The organism is Pseudomonas iridis (genome assembly GCF_017980685.1).
GTDB classification, from domain to species: domain Bacteria; phylum Pseudomonadota; class Gammaproteobacteria; order Pseudomonadales; family Pseudomonadaceae; genus Aquipseudomonas; species Aquipseudomonas iridis.
In genome coordinates this window covers 633,833-648,484 of record NZ_JACXXO010000001.1, presented here as the reverse complement: position 1 = coordinate 648,484, position 14,652 = coordinate 633,833, and the positions used below count along the sequence as shown (strand labels likewise).

At 59.2% G+C, this 14,652-nt stretch carries 14 protein-coding genes; 10 read left to right on the top strand and 4 right to left on the bottom strand.

All coding sequences use genetic code 11. The annotated features are described in order from the left end of the window. Positions 1–5 precede the first annotated feature (5 nt). On the top strand, positions 6–1,187 hold the full coding sequence (purT, locus tag IEQ42_RS03070) for a formate-dependent phosphoribosylglycinamide formyltransferase (protein ID WP_210702507.1): 1,182 nt from the start codon (positions 6–8) through the stop codon (positions 1,185–1,187). Positions 1,188–1,306: 119 nt separating this feature from the next. Here the strand turns inward: purT and IEQ42_RS03065 are convergent, their stop codons facing one another. The 3 genes from IEQ42_RS03065 to IEQ42_RS03055 form a co-directional block, all read right to left on the bottom strand. Next, positions 1,307–2,623 carry an MFS transporter gene (locus IEQ42_RS03065; protein ID WP_210702506.1) on the bottom strand — a complete coding sequence of 439 codons (1,317 nt, stop codon included), beginning with the start codon at positions 2,621–2,623 and terminating at the stop codon, positions 1,307–1,309. A gap of 268 nt (positions 2,624–2,891) precedes the next feature. After that, a complete protein-coding gene (locus IEQ42_RS03060; protein WP_210702505.1) occupies positions 2,892–4,133 on the bottom strand; it encodes a transporter associated domain-containing protein in 1,242 nt (413 codons plus the stop codon). Between the two features lie 12 nt (positions 4,134–4,145). Continuing rightward, positions 4,146–4,958 (bottom strand): cytochrome C assembly family protein, encoded by an 813-nt coding sequence (locus IEQ42_RS03055; protein ID WP_210702504.1) that lies wholly within the window; start codon positions 4,956–4,958, stop codon positions 4,146–4,148. Positions 4,959–5,168: 210 nt separating this feature from the next. Between IEQ42_RS03055 and ffh the strand changes: the two genes are divergently transcribed. The 6 genes from ffh to IEQ42_RS03025 all read left to right on the top strand — a co-directional run bounded on the left by ffh (position 5,169) and on the right by IEQ42_RS03025 (position 9,382). Further along, entirely contained in the window at positions 5,169–6,545 is a 1,377-nt protein-coding gene (gene ffh / locus IEQ42_RS03050; protein WP_150594913.1) for a signal recognition particle protein, read from the top strand. A gap of 328 nt (positions 6,546–6,873) precedes the next feature. After that, a complete protein-coding gene (gene rpsP / locus IEQ42_RS03045) occupies positions 6,874–7,125 on the top strand; it encodes a 30S ribosomal protein S16 (RefSeq protein ID WP_042557823.1) in 252 nt (83 codons plus the stop codon). A gap of 5 nt (positions 7,126–7,130) precedes the next feature. Then, complete coding sequence (rimM, locus tag IEQ42_RS03040; protein ID WP_042557824.1) at positions 7,131–7,667, top strand: ribosome maturation factor RimM; 537 nt, start codon at positions 7,131–7,133, stop codon at positions 7,665–7,667. Between the two features lie 2 nt (positions 7,668–7,669). Beyond that, positions 7,670–8,422, top strand: a complete 753-nt coding sequence (gene trmD / locus IEQ42_RS03035; protein WP_042557825.1) for a tRNA (guanosine(37)-N1)-methyltransferase TrmD — start codon at positions 7,670–7,672, stop codon at positions 8,420–8,422. 45 nt (positions 8,423–8,467) lie between these two features. Continuing rightward, on the top strand, positions 8,468–8,818 hold the full coding sequence (gene rplS, locus IEQ42_RS03030) for a 50S ribosomal protein L19 (RefSeq protein ID WP_003175895.1): 351 nt from the start codon (positions 8,468–8,470) through the stop codon (positions 8,816–8,818). A 150-nt stretch (positions 8,819–8,968) separates the two neighbouring features. Then, positions 8,969–9,382, top strand: coding sequence for an acyl-CoA thioesterase (locus IEQ42_RS03025; RefSeq protein ID WP_210702503.1), 414 nt, complete (start codon positions 8,969–8,971; stop codon positions 9,380–9,382). 117 nt (positions 9,383–9,499) lie between these two features. Here IEQ42_RS03025 and IEQ42_RS03020 read toward each other — a convergent pair whose 3' ends face one another. Further along, the gene (locus IEQ42_RS03020; protein ID WP_210702502.1) at positions 9,500–11,308 is read right to left on the bottom strand and encodes a cation:proton antiporter; all 1,809 of its coding nucleotides are present in this window, start codon (positions 11,306–11,308) and stop codon (positions 9,500–9,502) included. 108 nt (positions 11,309–11,416) lie between these two features. Between IEQ42_RS03020 and xerD the strand changes: the two genes are divergently transcribed. The 3 genes from xerD to IEQ42_RS03005 all read left to right on the top strand — a co-directional run bounded on the left by xerD (position 11,417) and on the right by IEQ42_RS03005 (position 14,630). Continuing rightward, on the top strand, positions 11,417–12,313 hold the full coding sequence (xerD, locus tag IEQ42_RS03015; RefSeq protein WP_042557828.1) for a site-specific tyrosine recombinase XerD: 897 nt from the start codon (positions 11,417–11,419) through the stop codon (positions 12,311–12,313). A gap of 149 nt (positions 12,314–12,462) precedes the next feature. Beyond that, complete coding sequence (dsbC, locus tag IEQ42_RS03010; RefSeq protein ID WP_150603768.1) at positions 12,463–13,194, top strand: bifunctional protein-disulfide isomerase/oxidoreductase DsbC; 732 nt, start codon at positions 12,463–12,465, stop codon at positions 13,192–13,194. Between the two features lie 131 nt (positions 13,195–13,325). Further along, positions 13,326–14,630 (top strand): homoserine dehydrogenase, encoded by a 1,305-nt coding sequence (locus IEQ42_RS03005; protein WP_047299866.1) that lies wholly within the window; start codon positions 13,326–13,328, stop codon positions 14,628–14,630. Positions 14,631–14,652: the final 22 nt, after the last annotated feature.

Below are 14,652 nucleotides of genomic sequence, written 5' to 3'. Positions count from 1 at the left end.
CTGAGATGACCCGTATCGGAACTCCATTGTCGCCAACCGCGACCCGCGTATTGCTGTGTGGCTGTGGTGAGTTGGGCAAGGAAGTGGTGATCGAACTGCAACGTTTGGGTGTTGAAGTGATTGCCGTCGACCGCTATGCCAACGCGCCGGCCATGCAGGTCGCGCATCGCAGCCACGTGATCAACATGCTCGACGGTGCCGCCCTGCGTGCAGTGATCGAAGCCGAGAAGCCGCACTTCATCGTGCCGGAAATCGAAGCCATTGCCACCGCCACTCTGGTCGAGCTGGAAGCTGAAGGCTTCACCGTGATCCCGACTGCTCGCGCTGCGCAATTGACCATGAACCGCGAAGGCATCCGTCGTCTGGCCGCCGAAGAGCTGGACCTGCCGACCTCGCCGTACCACTTCGCCGACACCTTCGAGGACTACAGCAAAGCTGTTGAAGACCTGGGTTTCCCATGTGTTGTCAAACCAGTGATGAGTTCGTCGGGCAAAGGCCAGAGCCTGCTGCGCAGCATCGATGACGTACAGAAAGCCTGGGACTACGCCCAAGAGGGCGGTCGTGCCGGCAAAGGTCGGGTGATCATCGAAGGCTTCATCGATTTCGACTACGAAATCACCTTGCTGACCGTGCGCCACATCGGTGGCACGACCTTCTGCGCACCGGTCGGTCACCGTCAGGAGAAGGGCGACTATCAGGAATCCTGGCAGCCACAAGCCATGAGCCCGGTTGCGCTGGCGGAATCCGAGCGTGTTGCCAAAGCGGTAACCGAGGCGCTGGGTGGCCGTGGTCTGTTTGGTGTCGAGCTGTTTATCAAAGGTGATCAGGTGTGGTTCAGCGAAGTTTCGCCGCGTCCCCATGACACAGGCCTGGTCACCCTGATTTCCCAGGACCTGTCGCAGTTCGCCCTGCATGCCCGGGCGATTCTGGGCTTGCCGGTGCCGCTGATCCGTCAGTTCGGCCCATCGGCTTCGGCGGTGATTCTGGTCGAAGGGCAGTCGACCCAGACAGCCTTCGCCAACCTGGGTGCTGCGCTGAGCGAGCCGGATACGGCGCTGCGTCTGTTCGGCAAGCCTGAAGTGAATGGGCAGCGCCGGATGGGTGTGGCATTGGCGCGGGACGAGTCGATTGAGGCTGCTCGTGCCAAGGCGACCCGTGCTGCTCAGGCTGTTGTTGTAGATCTCTAAGACTGAGGCGCGGCATTCGCGAGCAGGCTCGCTCCCACAGTTTCGGCTGTATTCACAAATTCTGTGTACTGCACGGACCCTGTGGGAGCGAGCCTGCTCGCGAAGCTTTTGATCTTTTGTCAGGCAATCTGATTCAGATCGTTATTGCGCGTTTCCTTCAGGCACAGCACCGCGATCAAGCTGATCACCGCCGCTCCCGAAATATACCCGCCGACATAACTCAAACCGCCCATCGCCACCAGTTTCTGCGCAAAGAACGGCGCCGCCGAGGCTCCGACAATGCCGCCGAGGTTGTACGCCGCCGACGCGCCGGTATAGCGCACGTGGGTCGGGAACAGCTCCGGCAACAACGCGCCCATCGGTGCGAACGTCACGCCCATCAAGAACAGTTCGATGCACAGAAACAGCGCCACGCCCCAGGTCGAACCCTGGGTCAGCAGCGGCTCCATCAGAAACCCCGAAAGAATCGCCAGTACACCGCCGATGATCAGCACCGGTTTGCGTCCATAACGATCGCTGGCCCAGGCTGACAGTGGCGTCGCGGCGGCCATGAACAACACGGCAAAACACAGCAGCCCCAGGAACGTCTCACGGCTGTAACCCAGGGTGGACACGCCGTAGCTCAGGGAAAACACCGTCGAGATATAGAACAGCGCATAACACACCACCATCGCCGCCGCGCCCAACAGGGTCGGCGCCCAATATTGGCTGAACAGTTCGACCAGAGGCAGTTTGACCCGCTCCTGGCGCGCCATGGCATTGGCGAACACTGGCGTTTCGTGGAGTTTCAGACGTACGTACAGACCGACCATCACCAGCGCTGCGCTGAGCAGAAACGGAATGCGCCAGCCCCAGCTGCGGAACTGTTCGTCATCCAGCGTCATGGCCAGCGTCAGGAACAGACCATTGGCGGCGAGAAAACCAATCGAAGGACCGAGTTGCGGAAACATGCCGAACCAGGCTCGCTTGCCTTTCGGCGCGTTTTCCGTGGCCAGCAGCGCGGCGCCACCCCATTCACCGCCCAATCCCAGGCCCTGACCAAAGCGCAGCACACACAACAAAATCGGCGCCCAGGCCCCGATGCTGTCGTATCCCGGCAGCACACCAATCAGCGTTGTGCAGACGCCCATCAACAGCAGCGAGGCGACCAGCGTCGATTTGCGCCCGATGCGATCACCGAAGTGACCGAACAGCGCCGAACCCAATGGTCGAGCGAGGAAGGCAATGCCAAAGGTGAGGAAAGCCGAAAGCATCTGCGCGGTGCCGGACGTTTGCGGAAAGAACACCGGCCCGATCACCAGTGCGGCAGCCGTGGCGTAGACATAGAAGTCGTAGAACTCGATCGCGGTGCCGATAAAACTCGCCGTCGCCACGCGGGTGGCGGAGTTGGTCGGTTGGGCAGATGCGGTTTCGCTGAAAGCGGTACTGGTCGTCATGCAATGATCCCTGACAGTCATGAGCTCCGGTGGAGCGAATTATTATGGTTGAGCACCCAGGGATGTGGGATGAGACGCGAGCGCTGTTTCGAGTAGGAACAGTCGTCGGAGTGAAGCGCAAACGGTCGAGACCTGTTTTGTGCGGGGTAAGCACAAGGCTCGGCAGGGCTTGGGTAAGCCGGCTCGATTATAGGAAGGTGGCTAACGATTGAACAAGAGCAAAGATCGTCCGAACGCGGCCCGAGCCTTCGGACGATTTTTTGCGCTTTTAAATGGCAGGCACCAGAACAGGTACAGAAGAGGTATGCCAGATCAGCACCTTGCTCACCCGGTTCTCCTCGGTCTCGAGAATCTCCAGCCGATAACGGCCGATCTTCAGGCAAACAGCGCTTTCGGGAATGGTTTCCAGCGCCTCGGTTACCAGGCCATTGAGGGTTTTCGGCCCATCGCTGGGCAAGTGCCAGCCCAGGCACTTGTTCAATTCACGGATCGAGGCGGCGCCGTCGATCATCATGCGGCCATCGGCTTGCGGGTGAATGTGCGGATTATCGAGGCTGTGCTCGCTTTCGAATTCGCCGACGATCTCTTCGAGAATGTCTTCCAGCGTGACGATGCCGAGCACTTCGCCGTACTCGTCGACCACCATGCCCAAGCGTCGCTGCTGCTTGTGGAAGTTGAGCAGTTGCAGCTGCAGCGGTGTGCTTTCGGGTACGAAGTACGGCTCGTAACTGGCGGCCAGCAGTGCTTCGCGGGTCAGGTCGTTATTGTTCAGCAAGTGACGAATCTGCCGGGTGTTGAGCACGGCCTCAACCTGGTTGATATCACTGTGGAACAGCGGCAGGCGCGTGCGCTTGGTGTTGCGCAGTTGTTCGATGATTTCTTCGATCGGGTCGTCGAGGTTGATACCGTCGACGTCACTGCGCGGTACCAGAATGTCGTTGACCGTAATGTTGTCCAGGGCGTGGATGCCCGACACCGGGTGCGCGCGAACCGGGTGCTCCGGGTCAGCGTGACGATCAACCGGCTCATCGTCTTCGCTTTGCTGCACGACCTGGGCTTTGCGCACTAGCGGCGCCAGGAGCAAAGCGCTGATGCGGCTGAACAGCCACGCCAACGGATAAATGATCTTCAGCGGCACCGCCAGCAGCGAATTGCCAAACGCCAGCACGGCATCCGGATAACGCCGGGCGATGGTGCGCGGGAAGTAATCGGCAAACACCAACAACACCGCACCGACACCCAGGCACGCCGCCCAAGGGCCGTTTTCTTCACAGAGGAAAATTGCCAGTAACGTGGCGATCACCACCGCGAGCGCACGGCACAGGGTGTTGCAGAGGATCAGGCTGTCGAGCGGGAAGCTCAGCTTCGCCAGCGGTTTATCGCTGGCGCGTGAGGCGGTGCGTTGTGCGAGCAGGTGCTGCTGCGCGATTTCGACGGCGGTAAATAGCCCCGACCATAAAACCAGCAGGACAAATACCGCGAGCATCGGCCCTATGGGCAAACCGTCCATTTATGCCGCCCGTCAGATGTGCAGAATGTATTCACGAACCAGTTTGCTGCCGAAATACGCCAACATCAGCAGACAGAAACCGGCGAGGGTCCAGCGAATCGCCTTGTGGCCACGCCATCCGAGACGGTTGCGGCCCCACAACAGCACGCTGAATACGACCCAGGCCAGGCACGCCAGCAGGGTCTTGTGCACCAGATGCTGGGCGAACAGGTTCTCGACGAACAGCCACCCGGAGATCAACGACAGCGACAGCAGCGTCCAGCCGGCCCAGAGGAAACCAAACAGCAGGCTTTCCATGGTTTGCAGCGGCGGGAAGTTCTTGATCAGCCCGGACGGGTGCTTGTGCTTGAGCTGGTGGTCTTGCACCAGCAGCAGCAAGGCCTGGAACACCGCGATGGTGAACATGCCGTAGGCGAGGATCGACAATAGAATGTGCGCGAGGATACCCGGCTCTTCATCGATGATCTGCACCGTGCCGGTCGGCGCGAATTGCGCGAGCAACACGGTGATCGCACCCAGCGGGAAGAGCAACACCAGCAGGTTCTCGACCGGAATCCGCGAGCAGGCGAGCAGCGTCAGGGCGATCACTGCCGCCGCGATAAGACTGGAGGCACTGAAGAAATCCAGGCCCAGACCGATCGGGGTCAGCAAATGAGTGAGCAGGCTGGCGCTGTGAGCCACCACGGCGAGGACGCCGAGCGTAACCAGCAGGCGCTTGTTCGCCTTGGCGCCGGTGGCCAGACGAGTGCTCTGATAAATAGTCGCAGCGGCGTATAGAAGGGCGGCGGCGAGGGTAGTCAGCAAACTGGGTGACAAGGGGAGCATAAATCCTGTTAGGCAAGCCCGAAAGGCGCTGAGTTTGGCATAGAACCCCCATGACACGAAAGACTCAGGAAGCTGACAGCGAGGTGTCCGCCAGACGCAGTCTTCGCTATAATCCGCGACCTGCCCACGCCGCAGGCTCGCCGAGCACATGTTGATTCCGGTCTGGGCCGCCATTATCCCGGTCTACACAGGGCCTGAAAGGATCGCGCAATGTTTGAAAACTTAACCGACCGTCTCTCGCAGACGCTGCGCCATGTCACCGGCAAGGCGAAGCTGACTGAAGACAATATCAAAGACACCCTGCGTGAAGTGCGCATGGCGTTGCTTGAAGCCGACGTCGCCCTGCCGGTGGTCAAGGACTTCGTCAATTCGGTCAAGGAGCGCGCTGTCGGCACCGAGGTGTCGCGCAGCCTGACGCCGGGCCAGGCGTTCGTGAAGATCGTCCAGGCCGAACTCGAAAGCCTGATGGGCGCAGCCAACGAAGACTTGAACCTCAGCGCCGTGCCGCCCGCCGTCATTCTGATGGCCGGTCTGCAGGGTGCGGGTAAAACCACCACGGCCGGTAAACTTGCGCGCTTCCTTAAAGAGCGCAAGAAGAAGTCGGTCATGGTCGTGTCGGCGGACGTTTACCGCCCGGCAGCGATCAAGCAACTGGAAATGCTGGCCGGTGAAGTCGGTGTGACCTTCTTCCCGTCCGACCTGAGCCAGAAGCCGGTCGACATCGCCAGCGCAGCTATTAAAGAAGCAAAGCTCAAGTTTATTGATGTGGTCATCGTCGACACCGCCGGTCGTCTGCACATCGACGAAGAGATGATGGGCGAGATCAAGGCGCTGCACGCCGCGATCAACCCGGTCGAAACCCTCTTCGTGGTCGATGCCATGACCGGTCAGGACGCCGCCAACACGGCCAAGGCCTTCGGTGATGCACTGCCGCTGACCGGTGTGATCCTGACCAAGGTCGACGGCGATGCACGTGGTGGTGCTGCCCTGTCGGTGCGCGCCATCACCGGCAAGCCGATCAAGTTCATCGGTATGGGCGAGAAGAGCGAAGCGCTCGATCCGTTTCATCCTGAGCGTATCGCTTCGCGGATTCTCGGCATGGGCGACGTGCTCAGCCTGATCGAACAGGCTGAAGCGACCCTCGACAAAGACAAAGCCGACAAGCTTGCTAAAAAGCTGAAGAAGGGCAAGGGCTTCGATCTCGAAGACTTCCGCGATCAGCTGCAACAGATGAAAAACATGGGCGGCCTCGGTGGTCTCATGGACAAACTGCCGAGCATCGGCGGCGTCAACCTGTCGCAAATGGGCAATGCCCAGAACGCCGCAGAGAAGCAGTTCAAGCAGATGGAAGCCATCATCAACTCCATGACCCCGGCCGAGCGCCGCGACCCTGAGCTGATCAGCGGTTCGCGCAAACGCCGGATTGCCATGGGTTCCGGCACTCAGGTGCAGGACATCGGTCGCTTGATCAAGCAGCACAAGCAGATGCAGAAGATGATGAAGAAATTCACCGCCAAAGGCGGAATGGCGAAAATGATGCGCGGCATGGGCGGTATGTTGCCCGGCGGCGGCATGCCAAAAATGTAAGGTGTCCTGCCTCACCCATTCTGCTCACTGATGGCTGCGTCTCGCCAAAAGTGAGTGAAATGAGAGAGGCGAGATCGCAGAAACTCGCCGGTCGTCGCACCGGCGCAGGCCCCGCAAGGATGCGGGATCAACAGCAAACCCGCGCTTGGCGGGAGCTGACTGGCCGTTTTAAACGACGGCTCTATATGCAAATCTGCACGGCATGCCATAGGCGCCGGAAAAAGTCATTTGCAAAAGTCCGGATATTCCTTAGAATATGCGGCCTTTCGGGCACCTATGCCCGCTGTGCATTTAGATTTGCAGCACCGACTACAGGAACGATGTTCACATGCTAACAATCCGTCTTGCCCTTGGCGGCTCCAAAAAGCGCCCGTTTTACCACCTGACCGTAACCGACTCGCGTAACCCGCGTGACGGCTCCCACAAAGAACAGGTTGGCTTCTTCAACCCTGTTGCCCGTGGTCAGGAAATCCGTCTGTCCGTGAACCAAGAGCGCGTAGCCTACTGGCTGAGCGTTGGTGCACAACCTTCTGAGCGCGTTGCTCAGTTGTTGAAGGAAACTGCCAAGGCTGCGGCCTGAGCAATATGAACGCGACGCCTGCTGTTGCTGATGATTTGATCGTTATTGGCAAAATTTATTCTGTTCATGGCGTTCGCGGCGAAGTGAAGGTTTATTCCTTTACTGATCCGACTGAAAACCTGTTGCAGTACAAAACCTGGACGCTCAAGCGCGAAGGCAATGTCAAACAGGTCGAGCTGGTCAGTGGACGCGGGAGCGATAAGTTCCTGGTCGCAAAGCTCAAGGATCTTGATGATCGTGAAGAAGCTCGTCTTCTGGCCGGTTACGAGATCTGCGTGCCACGCAACATGTTCGCTGAATTGACCGACGGTGAGTACTACTGGTACCAACTCGAAGGTCTGAAGGTCATTGATCAACTGGGCCAGCTGCTCGGGAAAATCGATCATCTTCTGGAAACCGGCGCCAATGATGTAATGGTAGTCAAGCCTTGCGCTGGCAGCCTGGATGATCGCGAACGCCTGTTGCCCTATACGGAGCAATGCGTGTTGGCAGTCGACCTCGCAGCGGGCGAGATGAAGGTGGATTGGGACGCGGACTTCTAAGCGTGGCTAACTTGCGCGTAGAAGTGATCAGTTTGTTTCCCGAGATGTTTTCCGCCATTGGCGACTACGGCATCACCAGTCGTGCGGTCAAACAGGGGCTCTTGCAGCTGACCTGTTGGAATCCGCGAGATTACACGACGGATCGGCATCACACTGTGGACGATCGCCCGTTTGGCGGTGGTCCGGGCATGGTGATGAAGATCAAGCCCCTGGAAGATGCGCTGGCTCAGGCCAAGGCAGCAGCCGGGGAGGAGGCGAAGGTTATTTACCTGTCCCCCCAAGGCCGTCAACTGAATCAGTCGGCGGTACGCGAGTTGGCACAATCGGATGCATTGATCCTGATTGCCGGCCGCTATGAAGGCATTGACGAGCGCTTTATTGAGGCTCATGTCGATGAAGAGTGGTCGATTGGCGATTATGTACTGTCTGGCGGTGAGCTGCCGGCCATGGTCCTGATCGATGCGGTTACACGGCTGCTGCCTGGAGCTTTAGGGCATGCGGACTCCGCTGAGGAAGATTCCTTTACGGATGGTTTGCTGGATTGCCCGCACTACACCCGACCTGAGGTGTATGCGGATCAGCGTGTTCCCGACGTGTTGCTAAGTGGCAATCACGCGCATATCCGGCGTTGGCGTTTACAGCAGTCCCTTGGTAGGACCTATGAACGACGCGCCGATCTTCTGGAAAGCCGCTCGCTTTCTGGAGAAGAGAAGAAGCTGCTCGAGGAATATATCCGCGAGCGGGACGATAGTTAACAACGTATCGATGGTAGATCAGTTGATTTACCTTAGGAGCACAGCATGACCAACAAAATCATCCTTGCACTCGAAGCAGAGCAGATGACCAAAGAAATCCCTACCTTTGCCCCAGGCGACACCATTGTCGTTCAGGTGAAAGTGAAGGAAGGCGATCGTTCCCGTCTGCAAGCGTTCGAAGGCGTTGTAATCGCCAAGCGTAACCGCGGCGTGAACAGTGCGTTCACCGTACGTAAAATCTCCAACGGTGTTGGCGTAGAACGTACTTTCCAGACCTACTCCCCGCAGATCGACAGCATGGCTGTTAAACGTCGCGGTGACGTACGTAAAGCCAAGCTGTACTACCTGCGCGACCTGTCGGGCAAAGCAGCTCGCATCAAGGAAAAACTGGCTTAAGTCCAGCTTCCGATGCAGAAAAAAGCAGCCTTCGGGCTGCTTTTTTGTTGTCCGAAATTCACCAAATCTCCCCTGTAGGAGCTGCCGAAGGCTGCGATCTGTTGATCTTGCTTTTCATTCGGAAGCCCGTCACACAAGAGCAGTAACACCATGACCCTCCGCGACCAGGAAATCGAACGCCGCACCGAACTCTCGGTGACCCGCGTCACCAAAGCTGTCTTTCCGCCGACCACCAACCACCACAACACCCTGTTCGGCGGCACTGCGCTGGCGTGGATGGATGAAGTGTCGTTCATCACCGCCACGCGTTTCTGCCGCTTGCCGCTGGTGACCGTGTCCACTGACCGCATCGACTTCAATCATGCAATCCCGGCGGGCTCCATCGTTGAGCTGGTAGGGAAAGTGATCAAGGTCGGCAACACCAGCCTCAAGGTCGAAGTGGAAGTGTTTGTCGAGAGCATGAGCTGCGACGGTCGCGAGAAAGCGATTCATGGTCAGTTCAGCTTTGTGGCAATTGATGATGACAAGCGCCCGGTGCCGGTGCTGCCAGGGTTTGCTGCCTGATCCAGAACTGAGTCGCGTCATTCGCGAGCAGGCTCGTCCCACAGTGATCAGGGTAAACACGAAATTCATGTCCGGCACACAACCTGTGGGAGCGAGCCTGCTCGCGAAGACGTCAGGTCAGGCGCCGCTGATCTCAGGCTGAATCAGAGCCAACACTGTCCACCCGGATCCCGGCTTCACCGTAGTCTCCGGCGTCACCACATGCACCCATCCACTGTCATCGCGCATGAACAGCAGCGTCGCCCGATTACCATGCAGCGCGCGGTAATCATCCCAGCCAAACCCATCCGTCAGCGTCGTGCTGTACAACTCGGCACCCTGACTCAGCCGGCTGGCCAGTTTCGCGTAAGTGAGAGCCTCACTGCCCAACTGATTACCACGGTGCTCCAGACTCGCCCGATGCTTATCGCTGCGGCGGCTTTCATGACCGCTCGCCAATCCGAAAAGGCGCTGATGCCCGAAGTCGTGGCGAAAGCGCATTGCCGCCAGGGTGTTGAGTTCTCCTGACGGCGACAGCGCCAGCAAGTGCCCCAGCCCGACCAGATCCAGGTGCGCATCTGCATGCTGCGACGCCGGGTTGCCAAAGTACGTCGGTATGCCTTCCATGCGTGCGGCACGAATGTTTTCCCAGCTGGAATCGGTCAGCAAAACCCGGCTGCCGAGTTGTTGCAGCGACTTGCCCAGCTCCCGCGCCGGACCATTCGCGCCAACGATCAAAAAACCGCTGGGGGCCGGCTCGGCGACCTTCAATAGTCGGGCAAGGGGGCGCGCCGTGGCACTTTGCAGGACCACCGTGCCGATGATCACCGCAAAGGTCAGCGGCACCAGCAGCAGCGCACCTTCATGTCCGGCTTCGTCGAGGCGAATCGCAAAAATCGCCGACACCGCCGCCGCCACTATTCCCCGTGGGGCAATCCAGCACAACAGCGCCCGCTCACGCCAACTGAGGCTGGAACCGGCGGTGCTGAGCAGTACGTTCAGCGGCCGGGCGATCAACTGAATCACCAGCAACAGAATCAACACCAGCGGCCCCAATCCGATCAGGGCGTAAAGGTCCAGACGCGCTGCCAGCAGAATGAACAATCCGGAAATCAGCAGCACGCTGAGGTTTTCCTTGAAGTGCAGAATGTGCCGCACATCCACGCCCTTCATGTTGGCCAGCCACATGCCCATCAGCGTCACCGCCAGCAGGCCGGACTCGTGCATGACCTCGTTGGACGCAATGAAAATCCCCAGCACTGCCGCCAGGGAGGCGAGGTTATGCAGGTACTCGGGCAGCCATTGCCGACGAATGACCGTGCCCAGCACCCAGCCACCGACGATCCCGAACACCGCGCCGCACAAAATGACGCCGCCGAAAGTGAACAGGCTTTGCTTGAGGCCATGCCCCTCGGCACTGGCGATGATGAAGCTGTAGACCACAACGGCGAGCAGGGCGCCGATCGGATCAATGACGATCCCTTCCCAGCGCAGAATGTTGGCAATAGACGCTTTTGGGCGCACCACACGCAGCATGGGTACGATCACCGTAGGCCCGGTCACCAGCGTCAGACTGCCGAAGAGAATGGCCAGCATCCAGTCGAACCCGAGCAGAAAGTGGGTCGCGACCGCGATGACTATCCAGGTCGAGATCGCACCGATAGTCACCAGTCGGTGGACGACGCTACCAATCTCGCGCCATTCCGACAGATGCAGGGTCAGGCTGCCCTCGAACAGGATCAACGCCACTGCCAGCGACACCAGCGGCATCAACAGGGGGCCGAACATTTCCTGTGGATCAAGCCAGCCCAGCACCGGGCCTACCAGAATGCCGGTCAGCAACAGAAACAAAATTGCCGGCAATTTCAAGCGCCAGGCCAGCCACTGGCACCCCAGCGCCGCCGCTCCGATTGCGCCAAACGCCATCAGGATTTGCTGTTCGTTCATTGAAGCTCCCTGTTCCTTGAAATGGCGGGCTATGAAAGACTAGCGCCCATTCCTACAGTTCACTCTTCATTTGCGTGCATTCTTTGAGACTGCATGCCTTGAGCGCCCATGCCTGCCATCGACCATCCGCAGATTGACCAATTCCTCGACGCTTTGTGGCTTGAAAAAGGCCTGTCCGACAACACCCGCGACGCCTACCGCAGTGATCTGGCGCTATTCAACGGCTGGCTGCAGGAAAAGAACCTGGAGCTGATCAACGCCGGTCGCGAACTCATTCTCGATCATCTGTCCTGGCGCCTGGAGCAAAATTACAAGCCACGCTCTACTGCCAGATTTCTCTCCGGCGTGCGTGGCTTTTATCGGTATTTGCTGCGAGAAAAGATCATCACCGTTGACCCGACGCTACGCATTGACATGCCCCAACTCGGGAGGCCGCTGCCCAAGTCACTATCGGAAGCCGACGTCGAGGCACTGCTCAAAGCGCCGGATCTGAGCGAAGCCATCGGTCAGCGCGACCGCGCCATGCTTGAGGTGCTTTACGCCTGTGGTCTGCGGGTCACCGAGTTGATCAGTCTGACGCTCGAACAGGTCAACCTGCGTCAGGGCGTGCTGCGGGTGATGGGCAAGGGCAGCAAGGAGCGGCTGGTGCCGATGGGCGAGGAGGCGATTGTCTGGGTCGAGCGTTATATGCGTGACGGTCGCAGCGAGCTGCTCGGCGGCCGGCCCAGTGACGTGCTGTTCCCCAGTCAGCGGGGCGAGCAGATGACTCGCCAGACCTTCTGGCACCGAATCAAGCATCAGGCCAAGGTCGCCGGGATCGGCAAGTCGCTGTCGCCGCACACCTTGCGCCATGCGTTCGCCACGCATTTGCTCAACCATGGCGCGGACTTGCGCGTGGTGCAGATGTTGCTTGGGCACAGCGATCTCTCGACCACGCAGATCTACACCCACGTCGCCCGGGCACGCTTGCAGGACCTGCACGCCAAGCACCACCCCAGAGGCTGATCAACGTGGCCACAAGTGTTGTGACAGGCGCATTCGGCCACCGTGGCCTTATGTGTTAGGCTTTGCCGGTTTGCACGGTGGACGGTTATGACCCGGTGTTTCGGCACGGGCGTTCTGATCGATCCATTTGTCCGCCTTCAGGAGTTCTCATGCGTCTGACCCAGATTTTCGCCGCCGCAGCCATTGCGTTGGTCAGTACCTTTGCCGTCGCCGATGACGCGGCCAACAAAGCAATTCGTCAAAGCCTCGAAAAACTCGAACTCGAGGTTCCGGTAGAAAGCATCAACGCCAGCCCGCTGCCAGGCATGTATGAAGTCAAGCTCAAGGGCAGCCGCGTGCTGTACGCCAGCGCCGACGGCCAGTACATCGTTCAGGGCTATCTGTTTCAGCTCAAGGACGGCAAGCCGGTCAACCTGACCGAGAAGACCGAACGTCTGGGCGTCTCCAAACTGGTCAACGCCATTCCGGTTGCCGAAACCGTGGTTTACCCGGCCGTGGGCGAAACCAAATCGCACATCACCGTATTCACCGACACCACCTGCCCGTACTGCCACAAACTGCACGCCGAAGTGCCTGAGCTGAACAAGCGCGGTATCGAAGTGCGTTATGTGGCGTTCCCGCGTCAGGGCCTCGGTTCGCCGGGTGACGAGCAACTGCAAGCCGTGTGGTGCTCCAAAGACAAGAAAGCCGCCATGGACAAAATGGTCGATGGCAAGGAAATCAAGGCCGCCAAGTGCGAGAACCCGGTTTCCAAACAGTTCGCCCTCGGTCAGTCGATTGGCGTGAACGGCACACCGGCCATCGTTTTGGCCGACGGACAAGTCATTCCGGGCTATCAGCCGGCGCCACAAGTCGCCAAACTGGCGCTGGGCGCCAAGTAATTCGCATCGTCACGGTCAGCCTTTGACGATCATGGTCCGGTGGTAGCATCGCCGGGCCATTAATAGAGAGCCGCGAGCACGCGGTTGTTTTCCGGCCGACCCTGCGTCGGCCGTTTTATGGGGAGTTCACAGTGAATCCGGTCAAAGTAGGCATCTGTGGGTTAGGGACCGTCGGTGGCGGAACCTTCAACGTACTTCAGCGCAACGCCGAGGAAATTGCTCGTCGTGCCGGGCGTGGGATCGAAGTGGCACAAATTGCCATGCGCACGCCAAAGCCTCAGTTCCAGACGACCGGTATTGCGATTACCAACGATGTCTTCGAAGTGGCCACGAACCCTGAGATCGACATCGTCATAGAGCTGATGGGCGGCTACACCGTTGCCCGCGAGCTGGTACTCAAGGCCATCGAGAATGGCAAGCATGTGGTCACCGCGAACAAGGCTCTGATTGCCGTTCACGGTAATGAAATTTTCGCCAAGGCACGCGAGAAAGGCGTGATCGTGGCGTTCGAAGCGGCAGTGGCCGGTGGCATTCCGGTGATCAAGGCGATCCGTGAAGGCCTGTCCGCCAACCGGATCAACTGGGTCGCCGGGATCATCAACGGCACGGGCAACTTCATCCTCACCGAAATGCGTGAGAAGGGTCGCACCTTTGAAGACGTGCTGGCCGAAGCTCAGGCACTGGGTTACGCCGAAGCCGATCCGACCTTCGACGTTGAAGGCATCGACGCGGCGCACAAGCTGACGATTCTGGCCTCCATCGCGTTCGGCATTCCGCTGCAATTCGACAAGGCTTACACCGAAGGCATCACCAAGCTGACCACGGCTGACGTCAATTACGCTGAAGCGCTGGGCTATCGCATCAAGCACCTCGGCGTGGCGCGCAGCACTGACGCCGGCATTGAGTTGCGCGTACACCCGACGCTGATCCCGGCCGATCGTCTGATCGCTAACGTCAACGGCGTGATGAACGCGGTGATGGTCAACGGCGACGCTGCCGGTTCGACCCTGTTCTACGGTGCTGGCGCTGGCATGGAGCCGACGGCTTCGTCAGTGATCGCCGACCTCGTGGACGTGGTTCGCGCCATGACCTCCGACCCGGAAAACCGCGTACCGCATCTGGCCTTCCAGCCGGATTCGCTGTCGGCCCATCCGATCCTGCCGATCGAAGCCTGTGAAAGCGCCTATTACCTGCGCATTCAGGCCAAGGACCATCCGGGCGTTCTCGCTCAGGTGGCGAGCATCCTCTCGGAGCGTGGCATCAACATCGAGTCGATCATGCAGAAGGAAGTCGAGGAACACGACGGTCTGGTGCCAATGATCCTGCTGACCCACCGAGTGGTGGAACAGCGGATCAACGATGCGATCGCCGCTCTCGAGGCCCTGGCCGGCGTGGACGGTCCGGTTGTGCGGATCCGTGTCGAACATTTGAATTAACAGCAGCTACAAGCGGCAAGCC

Bases quoted from the DNA above. Each gene is read 5' to 3' on its own strand.
- IEQ42_RS03065 (WP_210702506.1), bottom strand. From the start codon at position 2,623: ATGACGACCAGTACCGCTTTCAGCGAAACCGCATCTGCCCAACCGACC.
- IEQ42_RS03055 (WP_210702504.1), bottom strand. From the start codon at position 4,958: ATGCTCCCCTTGTCACCCAGTTTGCTGACTACCCTCGCCGCCGCCCTT.
- rimM (WP_042557824.1), top strand. From the start codon at position 7,131: ATGAACGCGACGCCTGCTGTTGCTGATGATTTGATCGTTATTGGCAAA.
- IEQ42_RS03025 (WP_210702503.1), top strand. From the start codon at position 8,969: ATGACCCTCCGCGACCAGGAAATCGAACGCCGCACCGAACTCTCGGTG.
- IEQ42_RS03060 (WP_210702505.1), bottom strand. From the start codon at position 4,133: ATGGACGGTTTGCCCATAGGGCCGATGCTCGCGGTATTTGTCCTGCTG.
- IEQ42_RS03020 (WP_210702502.1), bottom strand. From the start codon at position 11,308: ATGAACGAACAGCAAATCCTGATGGCGTTTGGCGCAATCGGAGCGGCG.
- rplS (WP_003175895.1), top strand. From the start codon at position 8,468: ATGACCAACAAAATCATCCTTGCACTCGAAGCAGAGCAGATGACCAAA.
- dsbC (WP_150603768.1), top strand. From the start codon at position 12,463: ATGCGTCTGACCCAGATTTTCGCCGCCGCAGCCATTGCGTTGGTCAGT.
- purT (WP_210702507.1), top strand. From the start codon at position 6: ATGACCCGTATCGGAACTCCATTGTCGCCAACCGCGACCCGCGTATTG.
- xerD (WP_042557828.1), top strand. From the start codon at position 11,417: ATGCCTGCCATCGACCATCCGCAGATTGACCAATTCCTCGACGCTTTG.
- ffh (WP_150594913.1), top strand. From the start codon at position 5,169: ATGTTTGAAAACTTAACCGACCGTCTCTCGCAGACGCTGCGCCATGTC.
- rpsP (WP_042557823.1), top strand. From the start codon at position 6,874: ATGCTAACAATCCGTCTTGCCCTTGGCGGCTCCAAAAAGCGCCCGTTT.